This is a genomic window from Paenibacillus sp. FSL R5-0923 (assembly GCF_038009145.1).
Taxonomy (GTDB): Bacteria; Bacillota; Bacilli; order Paenibacillales; family Paenibacillaceae; genus Paenibacillus_AQ.
In genome coordinates, this window is the sequence record NZ_JBBPAT010000001.1 from 3,906,615 (window position 1) to 3,931,318 (window position 24,704).

A 24,704-nucleotide genomic window follows, 5' to 3' on the forward strand; every position below is an offset into this window, starting at 1 on the left:
TCATATTCTTAATTGTTATCTCCACAGATGGGTAAATTTATGCTGATAACAATACAGTATTGGTTAAGATTTCTTGAAGGAACCAATGCGTGTATACTAATAGAACGGGGAATTCCCGAGTCAATTATAGATTACGGAAGGATGGAGACATGAATGTCTGATTTGTTTGCACCGTATGAATTGAAGGGGTTATCGCTGAAGAATCGTATTGTCATGCCACCTATGTGCCAGTATTCGGTGGATAAAGAGGATGGCATCCCTAATGATTGGCATTATGTTCATTATGTAAGCCGTGCTATTGGCGGTACAGGATTTATTATCGTGGAAATGACTGGCATACATCCAGATGGTAGAATCACTAATCGAGATACAGGAATCTGGAGTGATTCGCAAATTGAAGCTTATCGTAGAATCACGGATGGTGTGCATGCGTATGGATCAAAAATCGCTGTTCAATTAGGACATGCTGGACGAAAAGCTGTGGATGCAGAGCCGCCAGTGGCTCCATCAGCAATTCCTTTTGATGCTAATTTCAAAACGCCACAGGCTCTTTCTAAAAAGGGAATTTCAGAATTAATTGAGGCCTTCCGTGAAGGGGCGCGCAGAGCTATAGAAGCAGGATTTGATACGGTCGAAATTCATGGTGCACATGGTTATTTAATTCACCAGTTTCATTCACCATTGACGAATACAAGAGATGATGAATATGGACAAGATCCTGCGTTGTTCGGAGAACAGGTAGTTAAAGCAGTCCGAGAAGTGGTTCCTGTAGACATGCCATTGATTATGAGAATATCTGCGAAGGAATATGTAGAGGGTGGATACGATGCTGCATACGCTCTGGATATTTGCCGACGGTATAAGAATGCTGGAGTGGATCTGTTTCATGTTTCTTCTGGAGGAGAAGGTCCTATAGGTTCAAATGGAGGGCCCAATGCAGGCCCTGCTTATCAAGTGGATCTGGCAGAGTTTATCCGTAGTGAATTACAGGTGCCTGTAATTGCAGTGGGGCGGCTTGAATCCTTTACTGAGGCACAGTCCATCGTCGCGGAAGAACGGGCAGAGCTGATAGCCGTTGGCCGTGGGATGTTGAGCGATCCCTATTGGGCTTTACATGCGGAAGAGGCGCTTGGAAGCGTACGTAATGTCCCCAAACCTTATGAACGCGGGATCTGGAAAAAGGGATAGCGCGCTTTGAATGTGAAGTTTGTCACAGATTTTATACTCCTTCTAAGGCAATCTTAATAAAGATAAAATTTGAAGGAGCTTGATAACGTGGGGATGGTTTTAAGTAACGATCGGCTAACTGACGGAGTGTACCACCTTAAAGTTGAAACGAATAGCGGCGGTGAAATGGGTCAATTCTACATGTTACGGGCATGGGATGCTTATCCGATCCTTTCCAGACCGTTAAGTATACATGAAGTAAAAGAAGATAGTGTCGAATTTTTATATCACGTAGTGGGGGAAGGCACTGAGATATTTTCACGGTTGAATCCTGGTGACTCAGTGGAGCTTGAAGGGCCTTTTGGCACGGGATTCCCACAGGTCGAAGGCAAAGTTGCACTTATTGGTGGTGGAATCGGAATAGCGCCGCTATATTATTGTGCAAAGCAGCTGCCTAGTTGTGATATCTTTCTAGGTTTTAGTCGGGAAGCTTACCGGACAGAAGCTTTTCGTCCATTAGCAGCCGAGCTTACAGTAGATTTAGGCGGATTTATTTTGGATCGTGTGGATTTTAGTCAATATGATCATGTTTTCGTTTGCGGCCCACATCCTATGCTTAAAGCAGCACAGCTTAAAGGCGTAGCGGCCGAAGAGGCAGGAAGCAATACAAAAGTTTATCTCTCTCTAGAGAATCGAATGGCTTGCGGCATTGGTGCCTGTCTTGTTTGTAGTGTTTCTTGTCGTGATGGTCAGCGAAAAGCCTGTGCAGACGGACCCGTGTTCCTTTCTGAGGAGGTGATTTTTCATGACTAAGATGAGTACAACAATTGCAGGCGTTCATTTTAAGAATCCGATTGTAATGGCTTCAGGAACATTCGGCTTTGGTCGTGAATATGGAAAGCTGTATGATGTATCTTTGCTAGGTGGAATCTCTGGGAAAGGGCTCACCCTCCATCCAAAAGCAGGTAACCCTGGCACTCGTGTTTATGAGACAGCCTCTGGCATGCTGAATAGTGTAGGATTGGAGAATCCCGGTGTAGCTGCGTTCTTGGAAAAAGAATGCCCTTATTGGGAAACACTCGATACAGCCCGTTTGGTGAATCTTGGCGGCGGGACGCTTGAGGATTACGTACTTGGAGCAGAAATGATCCAGCGTGATGCAGATCTTCGATCAAGCGCAGGTAAACCAGCTGTTGATATGATTGAGTTGAATATTTCCTGTCCAAATGTAAAAGAGGGCGGAATTGCATTTGGAATCAAGACTTCAGAAGCGCAAAAAGTAGTACAAGCTGTTAGACGTGCCACTAAGCTACCACTTGCGGTAAAGCTGTCTCCAGGTGCTGAGAATATCGTTGAGATGGCGCAAATGTGTGAGGCAGAGGGAGCAGATGCTGTCTCGCTGATCAACACCATTTCCGGGATGAAAATTGATGTGCGACGGAGAAGTAGTGTATTTAATAACTTGTATGCCGGACTGTCCGGACCAGCGATTAAGCCAGTTGCATTGCGCATGGTGCATCAAGTCACACAGAACATATCTATTCCAGTAATCGGAATGGGGGGCATCACCACAGCTACTGATATTATTGAATTTATTATGGCAGGTGCTTCGGTAATCCAAGTAGGAACCTACAATTTCATGAATTTGAGAGCAGGTAGCCAGCTTGTTGAAGAGCTTGAGCAATTCATGGTTCAAGAGAATATTCAATCCTTGGATGAAATACGTGGCATTATATAAAGTGGAGTAGTGAGGAGATACTATTGACTTCTAACAAGATTAACCCCGAGGATATTGAGCTGACGGCGACGCCTGTCGGACGTGATCTCTTACTCGTAATTAGTGGGGGCGTTCGTCATATTGGAGCGGCAAGTACTGCGTATTTAAATGGAGAGCGGGTGGAAGTGCAGACCTCTGCGGTTCCTCATCATAAAGAGCATACGATAAGCGAAGATATTGCCATTAGGGTAGCTGAGGCTTTAAACAGGACGGTCACAGTGGTTATGGGCATTCATTACGACGATCTCACGAAAGAAGGTATTAAAGAGGTCGTTGAGATCGTAAATAATAAAGTAATTCAATATTTAGCGCAACAAATGTGAAACGGGATTGGCAATTCTGCGTAAAAGATATCAAGTGAGTATTTAAATTATCTTTTGGAGGAATGAAACCATGTCTATATTTAAAAGATTGCGCGATTTAACAATGTCTAACGTGAATGCGATTATCGACAAAGCAGAAGACCCGATTAAGATGACCGATCAGTACATTCGTGATATGACCGAAGATTTGGAAGATGCAGAAAAAGCGGTAGCGGCTCAAATCGCTATTGAGAAAAAGTTCAAGCAGCTTTATGAAGAGCAGGAAGCGCTTGTTAACAAACGTACGCAACAGGCACATGCTGCAGCTCAAGCTGGTAATGTTGACCTTGCTCGCCGAGCTCTGGAAGAGAAGAAGGCTGCTGAAGCTAAACTGGTAGAATACAAAGCTAGCTTCGATCAGAACAAAGCATCTGCGGATAATCTTCGTGGGAAGCTTGACGAAATGCGTAAGCAACTTACTCAAATGAAGAACAAACGTGAAACCTTGGTTGCTCGTTATAATGCTGCTAAAGCTCAAACCGAAATTAATAAAGCGATGAGTGGTTTCAGCTCTGATTCCGCATCTGCTGGCCTGAAACGTATGGAAGAAAAAATGATGCAAGCAGAAGCTCAAGCCGAAGCTAGCAACGAGATGAGCTCGGGCAACAAATCACTTGATGATGAGTTCGAGAAGTTGAACAAAGATCAAGCAGTAGAAGATGAATTGGCTGCTCTGATGAAACAATACGAGAAGCAATAACATTTGATCTTAGCCGTTTCACGGCTGATGTTCACAGGCGAAGGGGAGACAGGAATATCGTTTCCTCTTCGCTTTATCTATGCTTATGACAGCATGCAAAATGAATAAGCGGGGGCTATTAGAATGGATTTCCATATCCTGGTGTCCATGGTCGTGTGGACAGTGAGCGGCGCGGTGTTGCTGTTTGTGCTGATGTTCGTAGATTCACTCTTCACTCGATACAATGATTTAGAAGAGTTAAAGGCTGGAAATATGGCAGTTACTACACGTTTTGTAATGAAGCTATTGGCACAGGCATTCATTTTATCATCATCGATAGCTGCTTCTAACAGCCTGCCAGATGCTTTGCTGATCTCGATTGTATCTTTTTTTCTTTTGCTTATATTGGAAAGAACGGTCCGTCTCCTCTTGGCTAAATGGGGGAGTCTGGATCTGGATCATGGTACACAGCTTGGCAAAATCGGGTACGGCTTATTATCAGGCTCACTGCAAATTACGGGAGCTTTAATTATTTCTGCATTTATGTAGGGGGAACGATCAAGTTGAGTATATGGAAACGTATAGGTAATCTTTTATCCAAACCAGCGGCACAGGAAGTTCAGAAAAGTATGCTTAATTTGTCTCCCGGAGACATCTGTGAAGTATCGCTCGTTACCTACGAGGTTACCGGCAGGACCCATAATCGTGGACGAAATGCGGTAGTGCTGACATTAAGAGATGGTAGTCAAATTGCCTATTTGCATATTGAGGAGCGGGAACAGCTGCAATATGGTTTATATAAACCTATTGATGGGCGCTTAGATAATCCTGCTGAGGTTCCAACAACACTTGAACTGGATGATTATACATTTTTTCTGGAGGAAGAGTATGAAGGATATGTTGCTGCCCTAGGCCAAACCCCTTTTATGAATGGTGGAGAGCAGCATGTATGGCAATATCAGTCAGATGATTCTCGGCTTCTGCGTGTAGAATGGCAACATGGACGGTTCATGCTGTATGAAGGGGAGAAAGTAATTCCTGGTGATGTGAAGGTAATTAGAGCATCCTAGACATGAATCGTAAGAGATGTGATCTTGAGATCGCATCTTTTTTTTGTAATTACGTAGCTGAAATCGGTAAAGGATTAATGTCGTTTCCACCATTCATTTTACTTCAGGATAGCTCATGTTAAAATAGTACCTATTGTACTACAAAAAACGGACGATTTAGAGCGGAGGTATGGTATGAAGGATCATAAATTTCAGCGCAGAGCGCTTCAAGTAAAAGAGGCACAGGCCAAAATAATCAAATTTGCTAATCCGCTAGAGTCACAGGAGGTCTCATTGAATGAGGTCTGTGGACGTTATTTGGCTGAGGAAGTGATTGCGCCACATCCTTTTCCCGCGTTTAACCGTTCTAGCATGGATGGATATGCAATTATTGCAACAGATACCAATCACTGTGTAAATAAACAAGTCGTATGGTTAGAAATGGTGGACAATATTCCATGTGGTGCTGTGGCTTCGGTAGATATAACTTCGGGAACAGCAGCAAGGATAATGACTGGAGCACAAGTGCCGTTAGGGGCAGATACTGTAGTTATGCTAGAAGTAACGGAGACACGTGAGGAGGAAGGAAAGACTTACGTAGGTATTCGAAAGAAGCAGGAAGCGAAGTCTAATATCACACCGATGGGGCTGGAGTTAAGCTCTGGTGAGCTAGTGCTGCCAGCGGGACGATTAATCTCTGCGGGGGATATAGCTGTTCTGGCAGCGTTTGGCATACATACAGTGAAAGTCTATCGTCGGCCCAAGGTAGCTATCTTTGCGACAGGCACAGAGCTGCTAGAGGTACATGAACCACTACAGCCTGGCAAAATTCGAAACAGCAACTCACCCATGCTCGAAGCTTTAGTCAAAGAGGCAGGTGGGGAGCCCGTGATGCTGGGATCTATTGTGGATGATCTGGAGCTGGCTCGAAGTAAAGTACAGATGGCGCTGGAAACCTATGATTTTGTAATCACTACGGGTGGAGTATCGGTAGGAGATTATGATATTATGGGCGATTTGGTTCGTGAACAGAGTGGAGATATGTTATTTAATAAAGTGACGATGCGTCCGGGGAGTGTAACCACTGCTGCTGTTAGAGGTGGTAAGCTGCTGTTAGCCCTATCAGGTAATCCAGGTGCTTGTTTCGTTGGTTTTCAATTGTTCGCACGTCCGGTTATCAGATTAATGCAGTGTGCGTCACAGCCGTTCTTACCAGAATGGAGCGCCACACTCGGTGCAGATTATAACAGAGTAAATGACTTTACCCGATTTGTTAGAGCGCGATTAGAGATCCGTGAAGGCAGCCTTTATGCCATTCCAGCAGCGATAGACGAATCTTCCGTGATGGTCACGATCAAGGATAGTGATTGTCTGATTGTTGTTCCACCAGAGGAACGAGGCTTATCTGCGGGTGCTAAAGTGACTATTATCAAGCTTCCGGGAGAAATACGGGGATAGGATAAAGGTAAAATGCTTTTTGACATTAACAATAGGACGGAAATAGCTAATTATCTAATATGACAACGATATTATTTACAACATTTCAATATATGAAAAATTCACAATAGAAAAGCTAATAATTCAACATAATGCTAATCTGATCAGTCTTTCTAATCCATGTAAAAAGAGAGCCCGCCACACCTTTTCCATAAAAATCGGATAGGGTATGGCCGGCTTTTCGCAAAAAATTAACTATCCAAACGCCGTTCAATCGCCTCAGACATCGTTTTGTCCGTGAGATGAGCATAGATCTCGGTTGTTTCTGTCGAAGCATGCCCGAGCTGTTCTTTCGTTTTATAAATATCGTTTTGCAGATAATAGTCTGTTGCAAAAGAGTGACGAAGCTTATGTACCGTTAGATAGGGCTTACCAAAGCGTTTTGCATATTTTATAATCATTTCTTGAATGGCTCTTTTGGTCATGCGTTTGCCTTCTTGCCGTCCATTGGGCAAAGCGATAAATAAAGCTTTTTCCCTTTTTGGCGTTTTATAACGGGATTGACGTAGGCTTAAATAAAGAGCTAAATCCTCTTTAGCTTGTTCTCGAAAATAAACAGGGGTTTTGAAGGTTTCATCATTGTTCCCTTTTCGGGTGATGTAGATCAGCTTGTTGTTAACATCCAGATCATCCACGTTTAGATTGACTACCTCTGATACACGAAGACCAGAATTCAGAATTAAGCTGGCAATACAGGCATCGCGTTCACGATTTAATTGAAAGGAGTAATAGGCTTGTTTGTTCCCTTCAACATCTCGTCCATATCCTTCGAAAATGTACCCCACGAATTCCAGTAGTTCCTCATCCTCCAGAATCTTGCCCTTTAATTTAGCAGCAGTATCCTTAGGTTTATGCGTTCGTTTAACTTCAACCTTAGCCATAATGTTTCGCTTAAGTAATGGATAGAAGTTCTCGTCCTCAGCGATTTGACTTAAATAATGAAATAAAGAGCGTAATGCGGACAGCTTACGGGACACGGTTACTCGTGTATTGGTTCCCTCAGCTCGGGTAGTGAGATGTAGGCGGTATCCAACAATACTATCCATATGCAGGGTTTCTAATTCCAGCAGAGTGATCTCTGTATTGGAGCTGGCCTGTGAGAGGCCTTCTGCACGCAGCCATCCAAAAAAGGACTCATAGTCCCGAATATACTCCAGCAGGGTGGAAGGGGATAGATCAGGACGCTTATAATCAATAAACTGCTGAACAAACCAAGGCATGAGAGGTAGCTTTAGATCCAGTTTTTTACGGTCATCGTTCTTTTGAACGCTCATGTGATTCACCTTTTCCATAGTTTGCATATAATTTCTTCTTTCTATCTTATCATGTTTTGTCCTCCCATGGGTTTTGATCAAAGCTATTGACTAGTGATGAACTTGCTCCTGAAGTAACTAAGTTATATGATGTGTAGTAAACATAAATGTCAGAGGTGCACTAAATGGAACTTGGAATGGAGCTGGTTCCCAAAGAGCGGAAACAGACGATAAGCAAACTAATGCAGTACTATTTATATGATTTCACCCGTTATCTGGAGCTTGATGTAGATCAAGATGGTGTATATCCAGCTTATCCGGGATTAGAATCATTTTGGAGTAGTGGCAACAATAAATTTGCGTATTTGTTCAAAGTAGACGGGAATATTGCCGGATTTGCTTTGGTAGAACGGTTGTTGTATGATCCCGAAGGGCAATTTTACATGACTGAGTTTTTTGTGATGCAAAAATATCGCCGGAGCGGTGTGGGGACCTGGGCCGCGCATAAATTATTTGATATGTACCCAGGCAACTGGAAGGTGTCACAGGTACGCGCGAATACGCCTGCCCGTAATTTCTGGCATAGAGTGATTGGAGAGTACACAAATGGAGATTTTAAAGAGCGTTTTAATCCGCCTCAAGGAAATCCGAGTCAATACTTCAACACATTAACTAATAATAAGGTTAATAATTGTAAAGGTAACAGCGATGATGTAGTCATGAAAAATTAATGGTTATCTTACGATAATTAAGATAAATGCAGAAATAGTTTACATAATAATTGTTATGTAAACTATAAATGAATAACCTAACAGCCTTAACTGGATTGTTGGGTTATTTTTGTTCATTTCACCCAAGCACAGAGTGGGATTTAGCATATCTTATGATGTACTCAATTACAAAGGAGGAGTTAAAATGGGCGAATTCGCAGGAGGATATGGTGGATTTACTTCCACAGGAGCGATTCTGGTTCTGTTTATCCTGTTGGTTATCATCACTAAAACTCTTTGTCTGTAATCCTTTAACATCATGAAGTGTGGTTCCGCCAGTCTATAAGGACTGGCGGTTTTTTATGTCTGGATAGGACCTTAATCGTTGGGAGTTGTATGTGACTTACTATATAGAAAAGAGCGTTATAAATTATATATATTTAACAGTGTTCAATGACTAAACGATGTTCAAATTATAAGGAGACGTAATGATGACCAAAGAACAAAGGCAAATGCGTGAGCGTGAGGAAATGAAGAAAAGAATTTTAGAGGCTGCGGCTTTGTTGATTGCAGAGGAGGGGATTGAAAAGCTTTCTATTCGCAAAATTGCAGAGAAAATCGAGTATTCTCCGGGTATTATTTATCATTACTTTCAGGGTAAAGATGAAATTGTGGTGAGATATTTGCAACAGAAATATACAGATATGGTTGACGGGCTTCAGTCTGTACAACGAAAGGCAGAGCATGAACTGCCACCAGAGATGCTTTTGAGACAATCGCTTGAGCAATGGATCAGGATGACCCTTTCCACAAGTGTTGAGTACCGTAATGTTATGCTAAATGATACACCGGCTGTTCTTAGTTACACAGCAGTTCTATTCAAGGGAGCTGGTCAGGAGCGTAAAGCGATAGGTATGCTCTGTCAATGTCTATCTAGGTTCGAATCGAAAGAACAACATATGGAATCTTCGATAGAGCTCACTGCTCAAGTGATGTGGAGTGCTGCGTTCGGATTAATTATGCGTTTGATTGTGGAAAAGGATTTGCCTGAAGATCAGGTTGAAGCACTGATATCTTGTTATTTGGATTCTATGGTTTCAATAGCAACCAGGGAGATACGTGAGCCTTTAACATAGTAGGATGATCAGAGGGTGGAGGGAAAAATCAGAATGAAGACGATTATTATTTATACTTCTAAATATGGATGTACAGAGAAAGCTGCCTATTTATTGAAAAATCAATTGGATGATGAGACTGAAGTAGTTAATTTAATGCATGCTAAAGAGCCTACATTAGAACGGTACGATACTGTCATCTTAGGTGGGTCTATTTACTTTGGGAAAATACAAAAACAAATGACGGAGTTTACTTCAAAATATCAAAATGAACTAGCTAAAAAGCGCGTTGGATTGTTTATTTGTGCAGGAGCGAAGGGGGAGCAAGCCATACAAGAATTGAAATCTTCATTTCCAGAGAAGCTGTATAACCAATCAATTACAAAAGAAGTGTTCGGTGATGAGATTTACGAAGAGAAGATGACTGCATTAGATCGAGTGGTTCTGCGAGTGGTAAAAGGGAAGAATAAGAGTGTAAATGGATTATCCAAAGAGACGATAGAACGTTTCGCACTTGCGCTAAAGAAGCGGTGAACGAGTGTGGAAAATCGATTTCCTGAAATCAGTTAACATAATCATTATTATGTTAACTGATTATTGTTTCAGATACCAATTATCATTAGTTAGGAGAAGGGGGCTTATAAAAAGTATTGATTTTTGATTTTATCGCTATTATTTTCCGCTATTTCATCATATGAAAAATTCACAATAGATTAATCAAAATCCACTACCGCCTCACCCTTGACACTACACATCAATAAACAATTCACCTCACCCTACAAACAAAACCCATGAAAAAGGATATAACATCCCTTGATCCATTTATACAAGCTTTTTTTCAATGCAAATAGCTAGTTCTATAGCTTGTATCGCATTGTCTAATTCAATTACTGATGAACTACCCTCCACTAGACATTGGAGTGCATACTCCAAACTTTTTTCATAGGGATTAGCTGGTTCTAACAAAAGATCTTGTTTACCTACAGCGGTATATTCAATTAATGAGCTTTCAACAGCTCCATTCATGTTGTCACTCTCTTGATAGACAAGCTTGCCTTGTTCAAAATAAGCCTCATAGCCTACGGTAAAAGGATACGAAGCCGGCATTTGTGAAGAAACAACGATCTCTGCGGATACAGGAGGTTGTTGAAAAATTGCACGGACTAAGGCTTGATTACTTTTACCACCATCGGATCCCCAAACCGATTGCGGCTCCATAGATCCCAGCATCCAGGTCACAAAATCCAATTCGTGAATCATCAGATTTGTAGCGATAGCGTGTAGACCGAGGTCACCCCACAAAGGAGGCGTTTCTCTTTTTAAGGTAAGAGATAAGAGTTTTCCGTATTTCTCATTATGAGTCGCTTCGTAAAGATATTTGTACGCAGGATCGAATTTAATAAACTGGTTGACGAGAATTCGCGAATCATACAGTTGTTCAGCTTCCTTCATCGCAAGAGCATCTTCTAAGTTGTAGCAAACCGGTGTCTCACAGAATACATGTTTTCCATGCTTAAGCGCATCGACTGCATACTGCCTATGTAAAAAAGAGGGCAAACAGATATCAATCACATCGATGGTGGAATCAAGCATAATATCGTCAATATTGGTAGTTATCTCAACGCCTAAAGATTGTTTTAGCTCCTGCAGCTTAGCTTCGTTCCGACCAAAGATAATTACTTTGTCTACTCGATCTATTGTCGTCCATAACTGTGAATGATAAGCTCCGAATCCAGTTCCCAATACGCCTATATTCATGTGTATCAGCTCCTTTAATGTAATGAACTAATCATAACCAACTATTGTTGACAACAGCTTGGCAAGAATTATGATGTATACTATAAAAAAAGAAAAACTTGGAGGCTCCCCATGCGCTTGCATCGTTTGATTGCAATTTTATTATTAGTGGAATCAAGAGGGAAGATGAAGGCCAATGACTTAGCTGAAGCCTTGGAAACCTCCGTACGTTCTATCTACAGAGACATTGATGTATTAGCTGAAGCAGGAATACCACTGTTATCCACGCCGGGACCGAATGGTGGCATCTCCTTGATGGAGGGGTATACTGTTAACCTAAATCAGCTTCATGGGGAAGATGTAATCAATCTATTTCTAACAGGAATGGGGATTCATACTGGCGGACATACAGATTCCGGATTAAAGCTAAAGACAACCCTCTTGAAATTAGAAAAATCATTACCCGCTTCCTATCAAAATGATATCCAGAAGGCACAAAGACGTTTTTATTTTGATGATACGCCTTGGTGGACAGAACGCTTAGAGATTCCATGTCTGGAATCGATTCGAACTGCTGTTTGGAGATCTCAGAAACTACAGATTGAGTACCACAAGATTAACGGAATCATCTCGAGTAGGAAATTACAGCCCTATGGTCTAGTTGTGAAAAAAGAAGAGTGGTATCTTATAGCCTACTGTGAAGAAATCGAACAAATCCGCACGTTTAAATGTGAGCGAATCGCCTCTATACAGCTTATAGATGAAGAGTATGCTATCCCTCAGGACTTTTCATTAGAAAGGCACTGGAAGCAGCAGGAGAGGGGATTCAAGCAAGCTTGTAAAGAGGAAGAGATCTACCCAGTATTGATTAGAACGGATAAGAGGAGAGAGACCTCGCTACACGGGGTGGAGATTATGAATAGAGTAGAGGAAGGAGATCAAATAACCATTACTGTAAATATGTATAGCTATGATAGTGCATGTACGAATATTTGGGGAATACTTGGACAAGGCGAGATTGTGGAACCTTTGGAACTGAGACAATATGTGAAAGTACAGGCAAATTTGCTACAGGAGGTTTACAATTAGCATGATTTATTTGTGAAAAAGGGACCGTTTCGATTGCATGTTCTGCAATGAAACGGTCCCGCTCATTTGTGAATAGGCTTTATTCATTCAATAAGTTTACATAATAATTAATATGTTAACTAATTTGGGATTGCCCCATAATAACCTTTAGATTTAAAAAATTTAGCCTTTTATGTGCTAGCGTCTACGCCAAGAGATAACTTCTCTCTAGCAGTAAGCCTCTTGTGCGCTACGAATAGAAAAGGAAGACCTATAGCCGTGGTTAAAGCGAGTGGCAGGAAGATCGTAAGGCCATTCTGAGCTCCATAATGATCCAGCAATACACCGCCGAAGATAGGCGCGATTACACTCCCCAAATTGTTAAAGCCAATCGTTCCAAAGTACGTACCCTTCATTTCTGGCTTCGCGATCCGATCAATTAACATATCCATCATCGTAAAGAGCAGTACTTCCCCTATCGTAAATAGTACGACACTAAACATTAGAAGGGCTACACCTTCAGCTAAACCTACTAAGAGAAGACTAATAGCAACGCAGATATTTCCGAGAATCAATGGAACAATCGGTGAGAATTTGCTTGCAGTACGTACGATAGGATATTGTACCACGAGCACTGTAATGGCATTGAGTGACAACATATAGGAGAATAATTGTCCACCATTTGTGAAATGGGTGTTCATTGCTAAATATTGCGCCATAGTTGAACCAAAATGTCCGTATCCAAGTACACAAAAGATTGTACCAAGTAGAACTGGCAAGAATACACGGTCTCTACCGGTTGTTGCCAAGGCTTCAAGTAAACGTGGTGGTTCAGCTTGCGTATGACTCTGCATGGTTGAACGATGCAATTTAAATTGGATGAATAGTACAAGTCCATATGCAACATATACAATACCAGCGATCATAAAAGGAAACGTAGATTCGGCAGAACCGAGCTGTACTCCAATAATCGGACCAAAGACAACACCAAGATTAATCGCAGCGTATCTAAGATTGAATACAAGCAGCTTACTTTCAGCAGGGGTAATGTCGGATAAAAGTGCCCGTGATGTGGGCTCAAACACGGATCTGCATAAACCGTTCAGGGTGTTGACCAGGAAGAATACCCACAGATGTTGTGCAACAGAGAATCCGAAGAATACTGCTGCCCAGCCAAATACGGAGATTAACATGACAATTTTGCGGCCTACAATATCCGAGATATATCCTCCGTAGAAGCTGGCCATTACGCCCGCCAGAGAGCTGACGGCTACCGTAATCCCCGTTTGTGTGGGGGTGGCTCCAAGGACTTGGGTTAAATAGATGGATAAGAACGGAATGCTCATTGAAGTTACCAAACGTCCGAACATCGTACCGACGATGATGGTCCAAGCTAGTGGGTGAATATGCCTAAGATACTGGTTCATAATTGAAAAGGTCTCCTAATCTGATAGCTATAATTTAGTACTGCATATTCATTAACGATATATGTATAATTATAATGATAAAAGGGGGAAGTAAAAGTGTAAGAATTACTTACAGTGTTTCACCTTTAAAGGAGTGAACGATCGTGGACCATATTAGTAATCATTTTTTATGTTTAGCAATAGCCATCCCATCCTCAATAGATATAGGGGAAGCTAATCCTGTGACGATAGATAGACTAGCTTCGATTCTGTGCTGCACTCCGCGTAATGTAAAGTTTATTCTGCGAAAACTTGAAGAGCAGGGTTTTATACACTGGCAGCCTGGAAGAGGACGTGGAAATATCTCGCAGCTAACTTTTCTTCGAACGATTGAAGAGGTGCTGGAGGACAACTTTCAGGAACTGATTAATAAGGGGAAGATTAAGGAAGCTATAGAGTTATTAAGTCGTGGTCAGGTTAGCGACACATTAAAGGAACGGTTATTAATGGTGTTAAATAAGCAGATGGGCTTCCGTAGTGAAACGGAGTCGACATCAGGATTAGATGTCTTGCGAATTACACGAAACCGGCATATGGAAGTGCTGGATCCAGCTTATGTATATACCGCGTTTGAATCCTATTTACTCGGACAAATTTATAGCACATTAGTTACCTATGATGCGGCAAGTGATACCTTTCTTCCCGGATTGGCGCATATGTGGGAAGCCAATGAAGATTATACTAGTTATATTTTTTATCTACGGAAAGGTGTGCGATTCCATCACGGCAGGACTATGACCTCTAGAGACGTAAAAGAGACATTTCAACGAATTATAGATTTGAACAGTCCGGCGTTGAGCTTGTACAAAGATATTGAACGAGTAGAGCTTGAAGGAGATCACAGGATCAGGTTTGAGCTGTCTCGTCCGAATCTCTTTTTTCTCCATATGTTCAGTTGTATTCATATGTCGATTCTTCCTCATGACGTAGATCTTGTAAATGAAGTGAGTGGAACAGGGCCCTATCGTTTACTAGATCTTAATGAAGATGTGCTAGTCCTCGCGGCATTTGACCATTATTACGGTATACGCCCACTACTAGATCGTGTGGAAATCTGGTATTTGCCAGAACAAGCTTCAAATGAACGATTGTATGAACTTCCTGAATCTGCTCAGGAAGGTTTATTACCTAATATCATCTGTAACCACAGTATTGACTACCCTGCCTTGGGATGCCGATATCTCTTGTTCAATTTCCATAAAGACGGAATTCATCAACACCAACTATTCCGGCAGGCTATACGAATCCTTTACAGTCGAGAAGCCTTAATTAAGGAGTTAGGAGGGAACCGTAGTACCCCTGCTGATAGCTTTTTACCTTGGGAGAGCAGTAAGAAAAGTATTATTGAGCCTACCCTGGAACATGCGAGAGAGCTTCTAGTGGCAAGTGGCTACCAGGGGGAAACCTTAAGTTTAGCTACAAAGGATAAAAAAGAAGAGCGAGAAGAAGCCCTGTGGCTTCAAGCACGAGCTGCTTCAGTAGGACTGCATATTGAGCTGTATTTATTCAAAAAGTTTAACTCAGCAGATATAAAGAACACCTCCGAAATCCTCCTTGCTGAAGAGGTTCTTGAAGATGATTGGCAGTGGGGAATGGTTAACTACTTTAATAATAAACTTAATTATCTTTTTTCTCTGCTGAGAGATGAACAGATCTTGTTATTCTCAGATGTACTTACCGATTTCACGCAATCCTCAAAGGAAGAAAGAATTAAGTTGCTGGATCAGGCAGAAGGTGTGCTTAGGGACAACTATTGGGTGTTATATGGTTGTCATATGAATAAAAAAGCGCAGCTAAATCAAAGCTTGTTTGGACTTCACACCAGTTCCTTCGGATTTCTGGATATCTCAAAACTGTGGATCAAAACTACTAGTCTTTAAGGAGAGTTACCTAAATATGCTTGTACAGGAATGTTTTCTTTTGCTATACTTTCCAGGGAGGCTGTATCGATAAAACATCGAATGGTGCTCTAATAGGTTTTAATAAATGAATAGTAATTAACTTGTAGCCATGGAGGTGAACTCGTTGGATTTTGCTCAGATCCGTAAGGACCGAGACAAAAGAACGGTCGATACTTGACTCTTTTTTTGCCTTTCGGACCTGTTTAGCAGATAGCTAAAAGGTCTTTTTGTTTGTTTAAATTAAGGGAAAAGAAGGGGAGACTATTATGCGTTTTCTTATCGTGGGTGCAGGAGCTATAGGTGGATATTTCGGGGGGCGTCTAGTTCAAAAAGGAGAAGATGTTACTTTTCTCGTCCGAAATGCCAAACAGATTCAGTTAGAAGCGGACGGTTTGATTGTAAAGAGTGTTCATGGGGATTTTCAGACTTCTGTACGAACGATTTCTAATAGGGAAGCAGTAGAGCCCTTCGACTGCATTATTATAGCGGTCAAGGCATACCATTTGCCTCAGGTGATGAATGACATTGAACCCTACGTCGGTGAACATACACTGATCCTCCCGCTTCTCAATGGTTATGATCAATTTAGCATTTTGCAGAAGCGTTTTGGCCCAGAACATGTACTGGGTGGTCTTTGTTATATTGAAACAACTCTAGATTCAGCAGGTACTATCGTTCAAAGCAGTTCATTTCATAGTATTGTGTTTGGTGAATGGGCCGGCGGTGAGTCAGAACGAACACAGTTGCTGCTGAGTCATTTGGATCATGCTGGTTTTACTGTAACATTAAGTTCTGACATTCAGCGCGAAGTGTGGCAGAAATATATATTTGTAGCTAGTCTAAGTGGGATTACCACTTTAATGGATAGCTCTGTTGGGCCTATTTTTGCTTCCCCAAAAGCACGTGCAATCTATGAGCAGCTTCTTCAAGAGATTGTTAGCTTGGCTCAAAATGCTGGAATGCCTGTGGGACCGGAAAATATAGCTTCGACGATGCAAAAGATGCTTTCTGTGTTACCTGAATTTACTTCATCCATGCATCGGGATATGCATAAGCTACTACCTGTAGAAGCGGACCATCTGCATGGGGCACTTCTGGCTATGGCTGTTCCGGGTCAAGGCGCGTATCCGGTTCTTGAAACCGTGTATGCCCGTTTGAAAGTATACGAAAGCGTTAATGATATGAAATGATCTACTTTAAATCACAATAAGGAGCTGGACAATTATGAAGGAAACGAATCAAAAGATCATGACTTTTCTAATGTTCGAAGGTAAGGCAGAAGAAGCTATGAATTTCTATACGTCCTTGTTTGATGATTCCGAAGTTATTAGCATTAAGCGATATGGAGCGAATGAAGCAGGACCTGAAGGGAGTGTAATGCAAGCTTCCTTTTCTATGCATGGACAAGTATTTATGTGTATAGATAGTTATGTTCAGCACGGGTTTACCTTTACTCCAGCGATATCCTTATATGTAAATTGCGAGAGTGAAGCTGAAATTGATCGGGTCTACGAATCATTAGCACAAGGTGGACAGGTCCTAATGCCTCTTGGAAGCTATCCGTTTAGTCCGAAATTTGGCTGGGTAGCGGATAGATTTGGCGTGACTTGGCAATTAAATTTTTTGGGGAATGCGTAGCAAGAAAACTTTGAAGAAGGCCCATATCAGGAATGCCCGGTATTTGAAAGTGATCAATTGATGTATAGATTGGCTGTATACGATTCTGGCTGGATGAATATGCAGGACATGGTTACGTTCGATTTAGTATTGTAGAGAAAGATAGTGATAAAGCTGTTGGTACTGTTGAATTTTTTGCGAGAAATGAGAGCGTTGAAGGGGTAGGACTGATTGGTGTTCTAAGGCTTGATCTGATCTCGAGGGCTGCAGTTCAGGAGGTATAATCGCAAGCTGCATAAATGAAAGAGGAGGTGAACCTAATAGGGTTTACCTCCTCTATTTTTACGAGAAACGGTTATCGTCTTTAAAAGACGACACTATCGTTTCTTCTTAGAAGAACGGATTTAATTACATTGCTGAACAACAGTTGTGCCCTCATTAGTAATCGTGACAGTTGAATAACCAGATAGATACTCTGTATAACCGCATACAGTTTCTTGGGTGGATTGTCCTTTTGCGTTAGTATACTTAAGGTATATAGAACCTTCACCACTTAAGCTCAGTGTAGGTTTGAACCTTTTCGTTTCACCTTTCTTGATGGGACTTGTAAATAATTCCTTGGAATCCGTATGGATTAAACCTATTTCAATAGAGCTAATATCATCATCCGACTGATTATCTACAGTGAGCAAGAAACTCTTAAATGGACTCAGAATATTGGATATCGTACTGATCCCGAAAGCTATCACAATACCCATTGAAAATATAGCAATACCTATAAAAAATCGTCTCTTCATCATTTAGTCCCCCTATGTAAGTAAGACAGGGTTCACTCGATAAATGTTACGGTATATAAGAATTAATTATAACTATTCATTAACAAGTGAAATTGGAAGAGATGTGCTACCCTTAATGTATGCCAAAATTTATATGAAAAGGGGTTTTGTTTTGACAAAATCTACGATTCTTTCATCAGAAGGAATAACGATTCGTCATTTTGAACAAGGGGACATGCCATTACTGGGTGAGTTATATAACTCGGTTACTTCGCGGGGAAATGCTGTTTTTTGGTGGGTTGGTGATGAGGAAAACTGGGAGAATGTGTACTGCGCCTTTGAAAATGGAAAAATGGTTGCCAAGGGTCAAGTAGAGATCATAAATATTGTGCCGCCCGGGCGTTCAAAGGAAAGCAGACATTCGATCTATTTGAATTTGAAAACAATACCTGAACGAGAAGAAGACTACGATTTATTAGAGAGCATGTATCGAACGCTCCTCTTGAGAGCACTTGAATTGAAGGAAACTTTATCAACAGCTTACAAAACGACGCTATGTGTCGGGAATAACGCATCGGAGATCGCAAATACGCAATTTTTTGAAAAAGAAAAGGGCTTCTGTCAATACAACAGCTTATTTAAAATGAATCATACTCTTGATCATTCCTACACCGTACCTGAACTGAAAAAGGAATTTGAATTTGCAACTTGGATGATGGAGACACCACAAGAAGAAGATCTTTATTTAGAATTGGAAGCAGAGGTTTGGCCAGAAACCCCACTCGGGAAAGAACGGCTATCTCAGTTTAAGCAAAATCCGCTTTGGAACTCTATGGTTGTTCGAGAAGGGGAGAGGGTTGTAGGCAGCTTGATGGTATGGCAGGAAGAGAAAAGTGGGTATATTGAAAATGTTTTTGTACTAGAGCCTTGGAGAAGATTTGGAATTGCTAGGTACATGCTTTCTCAAGCGTTAAACTATTTCAGAACACATGGACTTGAAGAAGCTTATTTAATGGTGTTAACAGATAATGATTCTGCATTGCATCTTTATGAATCTGTCGGATTCCGTTTATCGAGTGAGGAAAGACGGTATCGTATAGAACTCCTATAGTTTTTGAAGTGGAGGATTACTAAGCAAAGTGTGATTCAGTTTCATCGAGGTTCGATGACAGGATTGCACTTTTTTAGTAATCCGTTCGCCTTGTAATAAATGATGACTGGAAATCCTCTGAACAATTTTGTTCAGTTACTGTTAGTTACTTGTTTACCCTCGCATTTCTTACACACGTTAACCTTTTCGCCAGAAAGTCCTTTTCCGATGTACAAAAGCTTAATACGAGTGCTGCCGCAGATCAGACATGTTCCTCTACCTCGGGATGGCATACGCCAGAGTGCTTTGCCGCGCTTGTTTTTGGACATAAATAGCCCACCTTTGCGATTGATACCCTATCTTATGAGCGAGGGAACCTTAAAGTTCGGAGAATGAAGCTTCTAAATTCCTTTGTGATTGCAGACAAAATTAAGGATAAAAAGGGCAAAAAACGCCCTAAAAAAACAGCGCATAACTTAAATTATACGCTGTTTTAGTTTTAAGACGTTTTTTTGAGGAGTGATCGCCACTTGGACGAGCAAAAAGGAGGGATTTTAAGGATTTTTTTATAAATAACGGATGTCGATATCTCTAAATTTACCTACTGACATTTTCGGCATTCTGAATTGCAATGATCCTTGTTTATAAGTGCCTCTGCTCTGATCCGGATTGACTGGAACGGGGAGTGGGATGATCTCGCTATGATCTTTTCCGAGACCGCTTAATTTGATTTGTGTTCGGTTGATTTGTGCCCAAATACTTTCGGGGTGAATTCCACTTGGAATACGAATTTTCGTGATCAAATAATTATGTGTGTCTAGATGCTCAAATTGCAGACTTGAGGTTTCGTCCGTCAATGAGGAAGAGGTGGCCGCGGTAGCTTCTCTGATTATTTTTTCAACATAGCCATCGATCTGGCTTGGATCCAGCTTCCATTGCTCTTCAAGCGACTTTAAGGATAACTTTTTCTTAAAAAAGGGATCTTCGTTCATCCAATCTAAAGGGTTCGATTTATTGGGGCTCATGAATGCTGAACCTCCTTCATTTTTTTATCCATTGTATGGGCGTATGACTTATTCAGTGACATCTGGGCGGATATCTACATAGAATAGGTTATCATTCCGAAGGGAGGAGTGGTTTGGTGGTTTCAATCATCGGCAATATTAAAATCAACAGCGTAGGCCCCAGTTCCACAGTCTTAGTAGGAAATACGGCATCTGTTATCTTGAGCAGTAACTCCAAAATCTATGCCGGTGCCAACTCCTTCTCCATAGGTGACTCCATAGGTACAAACATTACGAATAATGCAGCCAGCAGTACGAACACGATGGATTCAGATGTGGTGGATCAAGTATCGCCTCCTTAAGGGTGGGTTTACATGAATATTACGGTGTATCAGTGCATATCGGTCAATCATCTGAAAATTGGTACGATCTCAAATTCATCGGTACTGCAGATCGGTACTTCCGGCCGAATTAATGCCTTGTCTCATAGTTATCAGTCTAGTGACGTTCCGGAATCTCCTCCTGCGCCATCGCCAGCGGTAAGTGATTCACCTCTTGTACCCTTGCCTCCACCAACTGAACTATATACACGCTAGAATTAGGTTCTTATCCTTCGCATACAATAAACCATAGGAGGGGGTTGTATGCACCCGTATTATGTTCAGCAATTTTTTAATGCACTAAGAGTGCAAGCAGAAAAGATTCAACTGCTAGAGAAACAACTCCAAGTTTTAAAAGGGGACGTAGACAGCATAAAGAACAATAAAACTGCAAGTATAGGTCCTATAAATTATCATTTTGAACAATTGAAAATCGAGAAGCTGGAAGGCACTTTAAATATAGGCATTACACCAAATGAGGGAAATAATCTGGATGAAGCGATGATCAATGGTAAGCCTATTGGGGAGCAAGAGGGAGGGACACCAACTGCATCTGCATTATCGGATAAAATTCGTCCAGAGATTCTGAAGTATGTGCAAGACGAAGTTCCTTCTCAATTTTCACGCTTAGAAAAAGAACAGAACTTAAGTATTGATGAGCAGTATATCCAAATGGTAACCCAGGATCTGCTGAATCAGATGGATGGCCGGATTAACGAGTATGTAAGCCAGCTTCCTGACGCAGAAGAAGGGCGTGGATACACAGAAGGGGAAAGTGTTTCTATTGTTGAGCAAATCAAACGAGATATTGTTACGGCGGTAGAACGGCATTTGGAAATAAACATAACTGGAAGGCGGGATCCGCATGAAAGTAACCGTGATTAACAGAGACATAAATGTAAACGCAGTAAAAGTGGTTTCGATATCAGGTTCTTCGGTATTTTTAGTAGGGGATACGCAGACGATTAATTGTTCTTCGGCGTTTGACAGCGTGATAGAATATACTCCAAGTGCTCCGGATCAAGTCAAAAAAGGCAGTTAACAATGCACAACTCACGTATACAAGATGTATACATTAATAATCTGTCTGACAGTTCGATTTTCTTATGTGGATCTGTAGAGCGGATTCAGTCCAAATTCGTGGGCAGTAAAGAAAATTACCTATATAACATACAAGAGATTAATAGCAATGATAGAGAGGCTTTACGCTTAGACATCTTTCTTGCGACCTGGTCGAACCAAGTGAATGATGATGTTGAGATTTTGAATGATTCTGAGGAATCAAGCATTAATATTAAATTTATTAAAATCTTATCGATTGGGTCTGGGACGACCTTCCAGATTGGAAATGGTGGCTCAGTTCATCTGGAGAGTCGAACCAGTGAGTTCAAGCGGGAAATAGCTTCAGAAGATGAGGGGTAATTTGGCATATTTGCTGATACTTATTTTATGAAAATAAAATAGTTTACATAATCATTATTATGTAAACTAATATAAGGTACTGTCCTATAAGAAAGCACTTTTCACAAATAAGCGAGCTTTGAGCTACGAAAAGGAGGGCCATCAAAGGCATTCAGCTATTGAAATAGCATTAAACTCATAATTAGAGAAAGCCTGCACTTTTGCAGGCTTTCTCTAATTTGGTGAACGAACATATTTATTTAGAAACCTTCGCGAAGCCATGTAGTCGCCAGCTTGATAGCGGCTTTTTTGGCATTGGTTTCAGCTAAAGGATTTAGCATCACGAAATCATGTATGATCCCTTGAAAACGAACTGCTGTGACTGTGACTCCAGCTTCAAGTAATTTGGCGGCATAAGCTTCACCTTCATCACGTAGAACATCTGCTTCACCCGTTATGACTAGTGCTTCGGGTAGATCGCGTAACTGATCTACACTAGCTCGAAGCGGGGAGGCTGTGATCTGCTTCCGCTCCTCAGGGTCAGTTGTATATTGATCCCAGAACCATTTCATTCCATCACGCTGCAAGAAGTATCCTTCTGCGAATTCATGATAAGATTCGGTATCAAAGGAGGCATCCGTTACCGGATAGAACAAAAGTTGTTTCCCTATCTTCGGGCCACTGCGTTCTTTAGCCATAAGCGTAATGGCGGCTGCCATATTTCCACCGACACTATCACCGCCTATGGATAGCTTGCTAGCATCAAGTGCATGTTCACTACCCTGTGCAGCGATCCATTTCAGAACAGCATAGATTTCTTCAATTGCTGTAGGATATTTAGCTTCTGGAGAGAGGCTGTAATTTGGAAAAACAATGGCAGCCTCCGCTCCAACAGCTAGCTCACGGATCAAGCGGTCATGGGTATGCGCATTACCAAACACCCAGCCAGCACCATGAATGTAAAGGATCACTGGCAACGACGTGGAAGAGGAGCTAGGGGGCCGAACAATTCTTATGGAAACATTACCATTAGGTCCTCCTGGCACCATAAGATCTTCAATTTCGACTTCAGGTTTATATATCTCACTGGATTGTACAGTATCTACCGTCTCACGGCCTTTTTCTGGTCCAAGATCAGGAAGGAAGGGAGGTTTGGAATTATCATCGGCAAATTTCTGCGCTGCTGGCTCTAGAATGATCTTTTGTTGATTTGACATGATGTATCGTCTCCTTTATCTGGTCATAGTATAGTTTACCCTCTTCATACCATAACCATCTAAACGAATGCTGAAACGATATGAGTCTTACAATGCTTTTTGTTGATCCTCACGAATTTCACTTTTTAAATCCCTTATTCCGGCAACCGTTTGTTTATGTTTGATACGGAAGATCAAAATAAACATCAAAGTAATAAGTAACGGATAGCCTATCGCCCAGCCCGTAAAAGGAAACACAGCAGCGGTAGCTAGAAAAGAGATCCAGCTAATCGTTACGCCTAATCTGCTTCCCTTAAGAAGGCGTATCCCCGCAGCACAGCCTCCGATATAAGTCAGGATAAATGTCGCATTTGGAAACTGGATTAAAGTAGTGATAGATATCAATCCGCTGCTGTACAGTGATATGACCGTTACAAAACAGAGGAGCAGGAAAGCTATCCCACCGATAGGGGTATGATATGGTTTGGATAGTCTCCCCATCCATTGCGGTGCATAGCCCTGACGTGATAACGCATAAGCCACACGCGAGGCAGCACCGGCATAAGCGATAATGGTGGCGGTACAGATGAAGAGACCTGTAAGTCCTGCGATAAATCCTCCCCAGCGTCCAAGTGGCTGGCTGATGATCCAGACAAGTGATGTGCTCGACCCACCTTTAAGGTAGCTTTGTGTGCCAACCGTTGCTAAAGCGGATAAGAAATATAGAACACCTACAATAATAGCAGCGATGGTCACACCTTTAACTGCAGCACGTTGTGGATCTTTGAACTCCTCAGAGAGATGTGAGACAGCTTCCCAACCAATAAAACACCAAAATAAGATTGCTGCAGCCTGTCCAATGCTCATCCATCCGTGTGGGGCAAAGGGAGTGAAGTGTTCAATCTCCATCCGAGGAAGCGCAGTAGCAAAGGAGAAGACGAGAACAGCTACAATCGCAATCACTACAGCAATTTGTACCTTTCCCGCCACTTGCATACCAATCCAGTTTGTAATTAGACCAATGGCCAACATCACCGCAGCGATAGTAATTCTCGCAGGTTCATCCCAGCCCATTGCGGCTGTCATATAACCAGCTCCGGTCAGTGCAGCGACAGGCGCACCAATCGGAACAGACATTAGGAAGAACCAGCCCACTAAAGATCCGGCTTTAGGTCCGAAAGCAAGGGTGACGAAGTGGGACACGCCTCCTGCGTTAGGAAATTTGGCAGAGAGCAAGCCCATCGATAAGGCCATTGGCAAAATCAACAGCGTCATAAATCCCCATGCCAGCAATGAAGCGGGACCTGCCATTTCTGCAGCCAGTCCGGGAACGATTAAGACTCCCGAGCCCAATACTGCGCCGATATAAAGAGCTATGGCTTGCGGCATGCCGATGTTTCTTCGTAAAGTGGTTGAACTTGGATCTTTCATGATTATTAATCCTGCTTTCATTGTCTTT

29 protein-coding genes are annotated in these 24,704 nt (G+C 41.8%); 21 read left to right on the top strand and 8 right to left on the bottom strand.

All coding sequences use genetic code 11. The features are described 5' to 3' along the window. Positions 1–153 precede the first annotated feature (153 nt). The 8 genes from MKX35_RS17480 (at position 154) to MKX35_RS17515 (ending at position 6,492) form a co-directional block, all read left to right on the top strand. A complete protein-coding gene (locus MKX35_RS17480) occupies positions 154–1,188 on the top strand; it encodes an NADH:flavin oxidoreductase/NADH oxidase (RefSeq protein WP_076298735.1) in 1,035 nt (344 codons plus the stop codon). Positions 1,189–1,275: 87 nt separating this feature from the next. Then, complete coding sequence (locus MKX35_RS17485; protein WP_143759356.1) at positions 1,276–1,980, top strand: dihydroorotate dehydrogenase electron transfer subunit; 705 nt, start codon at positions 1,276–1,278, stop codon at positions 1,978–1,980. Further along, positions 1,973–2,905 (top strand): dihydroorotate dehydrogenase, encoded by a 933-nt coding sequence (locus MKX35_RS17490; RefSeq protein ID WP_076298734.1) that lies wholly within the window; start codon positions 1,973–1,975, stop codon positions 2,903–2,905. Before MKX35_RS17485 ends, MKX35_RS17490 begins: the two co-directional genes overlap by 8 nt. Positions 2,906–2,928: 23 nt before the next feature. Further along, positions 2,929–3,267 carry a prenylated flavin chaperone LpdD gene (gene lpdD / locus MKX35_RS17495; RefSeq protein ID WP_081382772.1) on the top strand — a complete coding sequence of 113 codons (339 nt, stop codon included), beginning with the start codon at positions 2,929–2,931 and terminating at the stop codon, positions 3,265–3,267. A gap of 70 nt (positions 3,268–3,337) precedes the next feature. Continuing rightward, complete coding sequence (locus MKX35_RS17500; RefSeq protein ID WP_076283572.1) at positions 3,338–4,006, top strand: PspA/IM30 family protein; 669 nt, start codon at positions 3,338–3,340, stop codon at positions 4,004–4,006. Between the two features lie 123 nt (positions 4,007–4,129). Beyond that, positions 4,130–4,534 (top strand): DUF350 domain-containing protein, encoded by a 405-nt coding sequence (locus MKX35_RS17505; protein ID WP_042188754.1) that lies wholly within the window; start codon positions 4,130–4,132, stop codon positions 4,532–4,534. Positions 4,535–4,548: 14 nt separating this feature from the next. Continuing rightward, positions 4,549–5,055, top strand: a complete 507-nt coding sequence (locus MKX35_RS17510; RefSeq protein WP_076298733.1) for a DUF4178 domain-containing protein — start codon at positions 4,549–4,551, stop codon at positions 5,053–5,055. Between the two features lie 174 nt (positions 5,056–5,229). Beyond that, positions 5,230–6,492 carry a molybdopterin molybdotransferase MoeA gene (locus tag MKX35_RS17515; protein WP_076298732.1) on the top strand — a complete coding sequence of 421 codons (1,263 nt, stop codon included), beginning with the start codon at positions 5,230–5,232 and terminating at the stop codon, positions 6,490–6,492. 230 nt (positions 6,493–6,722) lie between these two features. Here the strand turns inward: MKX35_RS17515 and xerS are convergent, their stop codons facing one another. Continuing rightward, positions 6,723–7,805 (bottom strand): tyrosine recombinase XerS, encoded by a 1,083-nt coding sequence (gene xerS, locus MKX35_RS17520; RefSeq protein WP_076298859.1) that lies wholly within the window; start codon positions 7,803–7,805, stop codon positions 6,723–6,725. Between the two features lie 164 nt (positions 7,806–7,969). Between xerS and MKX35_RS17525 the strand changes: the two genes are divergently transcribed. From MKX35_RS17525 to MKX35_RS17540, 4 genes are all read left to right on the top strand, one after another. Next, positions 7,970–8,515, top strand: a complete 546-nt coding sequence (locus MKX35_RS17525) for a GNAT family N-acetyltransferase (protein ID WP_076298731.1) — start codon at positions 7,970–7,972, stop codon at positions 8,513–8,515. Between the two features lie 184 nt (positions 8,516–8,699). After that, on the top strand, positions 8,700–8,801 hold the full coding sequence (locus MKX35_RS17530) for a sporulation protein YjcZ (protein WP_197069683.1): 102 nt from the start codon (positions 8,700–8,702) through the stop codon (positions 8,799–8,801). A gap of 181 nt (positions 8,802–8,982) precedes the next feature. After that, positions 8,983–9,630: a TetR/AcrR family transcriptional regulator gene (locus MKX35_RS17535; RefSeq protein ID WP_076298730.1), complete on the top strand. Its 648-nt coding sequence runs from the start codon at positions 8,983–8,985 to the stop codon at positions 9,628–9,630. A gap of 33 nt (positions 9,631–9,663) precedes the next feature. After that, a complete protein-coding gene (locus tag MKX35_RS17540; protein ID WP_076298729.1) occupies positions 9,664–10,143 on the top strand; it encodes a flavodoxin domain-containing protein in 480 nt (159 codons plus the stop codon). Between the two features lie 288 nt (positions 10,144–10,431). Here MKX35_RS17540 and MKX35_RS17545 read toward each other — a convergent pair whose 3' ends face one another. After that, complete coding sequence (locus MKX35_RS17545; protein WP_076298728.1) at positions 10,432–11,367, bottom strand: Gfo/Idh/MocA family protein; 936 nt, start codon at positions 11,365–11,367, stop codon at positions 10,432–10,434. Between the two features lie 111 nt (positions 11,368–11,478). On the opposite strand from MKX35_RS17545, the gene MKX35_RS17550 reads away from it, so the two are divergent. Beyond that, entirely contained in the window at positions 11,479–12,435 is a 957-nt protein-coding gene (locus tag MKX35_RS17550; RefSeq protein WP_076298727.1) for a helix-turn-helix transcriptional regulator, read from the top strand. A 170-nt stretch (positions 12,436–12,605) separates the two neighbouring features. On the opposite strand, the gene MKX35_RS17555 is transcribed toward MKX35_RS17550, so the two are convergent. Beyond that, positions 12,606–13,841, bottom strand: a complete 1,236-nt coding sequence (locus tag MKX35_RS17555) for an MDR family MFS transporter (RefSeq protein ID WP_076298726.1) — start codon at positions 13,839–13,841, stop codon at positions 12,606–12,608. A gap of 143 nt (positions 13,842–13,984) precedes the next feature. On the opposite strand from MKX35_RS17555, the gene MKX35_RS17560 reads away from it, so the two are divergent. The 3 genes from MKX35_RS17560 (at position 13,985) to MKX35_RS17570 (ending at position 17,419) form a co-directional block, all read left to right on the top strand. Beyond that, the gene (locus MKX35_RS17560) at positions 13,985–15,760 is read left to right on the top strand and encodes an ABC transporter substrate-binding protein (RefSeq protein WP_076298725.1); all 1,776 of its coding nucleotides are present in this window, start codon (positions 13,985–13,987) and stop codon (positions 15,758–15,760) included. Between the two features lie 287 nt (positions 15,761–16,047). Further along, a complete protein-coding gene (locus tag MKX35_RS17565) occupies positions 16,048–16,971 on the top strand; it encodes a ketopantoate reductase family protein (protein WP_076298724.1) in 924 nt (307 codons plus the stop codon). Positions 16,972–17,005: 34 nt separating this feature from the next. Beyond that, complete coding sequence (locus MKX35_RS17570) at positions 17,006–17,419, top strand: VOC family protein (RefSeq protein ID WP_076283581.1); 414 nt, start codon at positions 17,006–17,008, stop codon at positions 17,417–17,419. Between the two features lie 383 nt (positions 17,420–17,802). Here the strand turns inward: MKX35_RS17570 and MKX35_RS17575 are convergent, their stop codons facing one another. Continuing rightward, positions 17,803–18,198, bottom strand: coding sequence for a hypothetical protein (locus MKX35_RS17575; RefSeq protein ID WP_143759354.1), 396 nt, complete (start codon positions 18,196–18,198; stop codon positions 17,803–17,805). 148 nt (positions 18,199–18,346) lie between these two features. Between MKX35_RS17575 and MKX35_RS17580 the strand changes: the two genes are divergently transcribed. Next, entirely contained in the window at positions 18,347–19,285 is a 939-nt protein-coding gene (locus MKX35_RS17580; protein ID WP_305953473.1) for a GNAT family N-acetyltransferase, read from the top strand. Between the two features lie 131 nt (positions 19,286–19,416). Here MKX35_RS17580 and MKX35_RS17585 read toward each other — a convergent pair whose 3' ends face one another. Then, positions 19,417–19,593, bottom strand: coding sequence for a hypothetical protein (locus MKX35_RS17585; protein ID WP_167348469.1), 177 nt, complete (start codon positions 19,591–19,593; stop codon positions 19,417–19,419). A gap of 237 nt (positions 19,594–19,830) precedes the next feature. Next, positions 19,831–20,289 (bottom strand): Hsp20/alpha crystallin family protein, encoded by a 459-nt coding sequence (locus MKX35_RS17590; RefSeq protein WP_076283584.1) that lies wholly within the window; start codon positions 20,287–20,289, stop codon positions 19,831–19,833. A 116-nt stretch (positions 20,290–20,405) separates the two neighbouring features. Between MKX35_RS17590 and MKX35_RS17595 the strand changes: the two genes are divergently transcribed. From MKX35_RS17595 to MKX35_RS17610, 4 genes are all read left to right on the top strand, one after another. Then, entirely contained in the window at positions 20,406–20,630 is a 225-nt protein-coding gene (locus tag MKX35_RS17595; RefSeq protein ID WP_036687577.1) for a spore germination protein, read from the top strand. A 12-nt stretch (positions 20,631–20,642) separates the two neighbouring features. Further along, entirely contained in the window at positions 20,643–20,864 is a 222-nt protein-coding gene (locus MKX35_RS17600; RefSeq protein ID WP_076283585.1) for a spore germination protein GerPB, read from the top strand. A gap of 48 nt (positions 20,865–20,912) precedes the next feature. After that, complete coding sequence (gene gerPC / locus MKX35_RS17605) at positions 20,913–21,533, top strand: spore germination protein GerPC (RefSeq protein ID WP_076283586.1); 621 nt, start codon at positions 20,913–20,915, stop codon at positions 21,531–21,533. A gap of 159 nt (positions 21,534–21,692) precedes the next feature. Beyond that, positions 21,693–22,070: a hypothetical protein gene (locus MKX35_RS17610; RefSeq protein ID WP_076283587.1), complete on the top strand. Its 378-nt coding sequence runs from the start codon at positions 21,693–21,695 to the stop codon at positions 22,068–22,070. Positions 22,071–22,309: 239 nt separating this feature from the next. Here MKX35_RS17610 and MKX35_RS17615 read toward each other — a convergent pair whose 3' ends face one another. Together MKX35_RS17615 and MKX35_RS17620 are read right to left on the bottom strand one after the other, a co-directional pair. Then, positions 22,310–23,266 (bottom strand): alpha/beta hydrolase, encoded by a 957-nt coding sequence (locus MKX35_RS17615; RefSeq protein ID WP_076283588.1) that lies wholly within the window; start codon positions 23,264–23,266, stop codon positions 22,310–22,312. Positions 23,267–23,353: 87 nt separating this feature from the next. After that, positions 23,354–24,676, bottom strand: coding sequence for an APC family permease (locus tag MKX35_RS17620; protein ID WP_076283589.1), 1,323 nt, complete (start codon positions 24,674–24,676; stop codon positions 23,354–23,356). Positions 24,677–24,704: the final 28 nt, after the last annotated feature.

Coding starts and splice junctions, on each gene's coding strand:
- MKX35_RS17480 (WP_076298735.1), top strand. CDS start 154: ATGTCTGATTTGTTTGCACCGTATGAATTGAAGGGGTTATCGCTGAAG.
- MKX35_RS17490 (WP_076298734.1), top strand. CDS start 1,973: ATGACTAAGATGAGTACAACAATTGCAGGCGTTCATTTTAAGAATCCG.
- MKX35_RS17500 (WP_076283572.1), top strand. CDS start 3,338: ATGTCTATATTTAAAAGATTGCGCGATTTAACAATGTCTAACGTGAAT.
- MKX35_RS17505 (WP_042188754.1), top strand. CDS start 4,130: ATGGATTTCCATATCCTGGTGTCCATGGTCGTGTGGACAGTGAGCGGC.
- MKX35_RS17515 (WP_076298732.1), top strand. CDS start 5,230: ATGAAGGATCATAAATTTCAGCGCAGAGCGCTTCAAGTAAAAGAGGCA.
- xerS (WP_076298859.1), bottom strand. CDS start 7,805: ATGAGCGTTCAAAAGAACGATGACCGTAAAAAACTGGATCTAAAGCTA.
- MKX35_RS17525 (WP_076298731.1), top strand. CDS start 7,970: ATGGAACTTGGAATGGAGCTGGTTCCCAAAGAGCGGAAACAGACGATA.
- MKX35_RS17530 (WP_197069683.1), top strand. CDS start 8,700: ATGGGCGAATTCGCAGGAGGATATGGTGGATTTACTTCCACAGGAGCG.
- MKX35_RS17535 (WP_076298730.1), top strand. CDS start 8,983: ATGATGACCAAAGAACAAAGGCAAATGCGTGAGCGTGAGGAAATGAAG.
- MKX35_RS17540 (WP_076298729.1), top strand. CDS start 9,664: ATGAAGACGATTATTATTTATACTTCTAAATATGGATGTACAGAGAAA.
- MKX35_RS17545 (WP_076298728.1), bottom strand. CDS start 11,367: ATGAATATAGGCGTATTGGGAACTGGATTCGGAGCTTATCATTCACAG.
- MKX35_RS17550 (WP_076298727.1), top strand. CDS start 11,479: ATGCGCTTGCATCGTTTGATTGCAATTTTATTATTAGTGGAATCAAGA.
- MKX35_RS17555 (WP_076298726.1), bottom strand. CDS start 13,841: ATGAACCAGTATCTTAGGCATATTCACCCACTAGCTTGGACCATCATC.
- MKX35_RS17565 (WP_076298724.1), top strand. CDS start 16,048: ATGCGTTTTCTTATCGTGGGTGCAGGAGCTATAGGTGGATATTTCGGG.
- MKX35_RS17570 (WP_076283581.1), top strand. CDS start 17,006: ATGAAGGAAACGAATCAAAAGATCATGACTTTTCTAATGTTCGAAGGT.
- MKX35_RS17575 (WP_143759354.1), bottom strand. CDS start 18,198: ATGATGAAGAGACGATTTTTTATAGGTATTGCTATATTTTCAATGGGT.
- MKX35_RS17585 (WP_167348469.1), bottom strand. CDS start 19,593: ATGTCCAAAAACAAGCGCGGCAAAGCACTCTGGCGTATGCCATCCCGA.
- MKX35_RS17590 (WP_076283584.1), bottom strand. CDS start 20,289: ATGAGCCCCAATAAATCGAACCCTTTAGATTGGATGAACGAAGATCCC.
- MKX35_RS17600 (WP_076283585.1), top strand. CDS start 20,643: ATGAATATTACGGTGTATCAGTGCATATCGGTCAATCATCTGAAAATT.
- gerPC (WP_076283586.1), top strand. CDS start 20,913: ATGCACCCGTATTATGTTCAGCAATTTTTTAATGCACTAAGAGTGCAA.
- MKX35_RS17610 (WP_076283587.1), top strand. CDS start 21,693: ATGCACAACTCACGTATACAAGATGTATACATTAATAATCTGTCTGAC.
- MKX35_RS17615 (WP_076283588.1), bottom strand. CDS start 23,266: ATGTCAAATCAACAAAAGATCATTCTAGAGCCAGCAGCGCAGAAATTT.
- MKX35_RS17620 (WP_076283589.1), bottom strand. CDS start 24,676: ATGAAAGATCCAAGTTCAACCACTTTACGAAGAAACATCGGCATGCCG.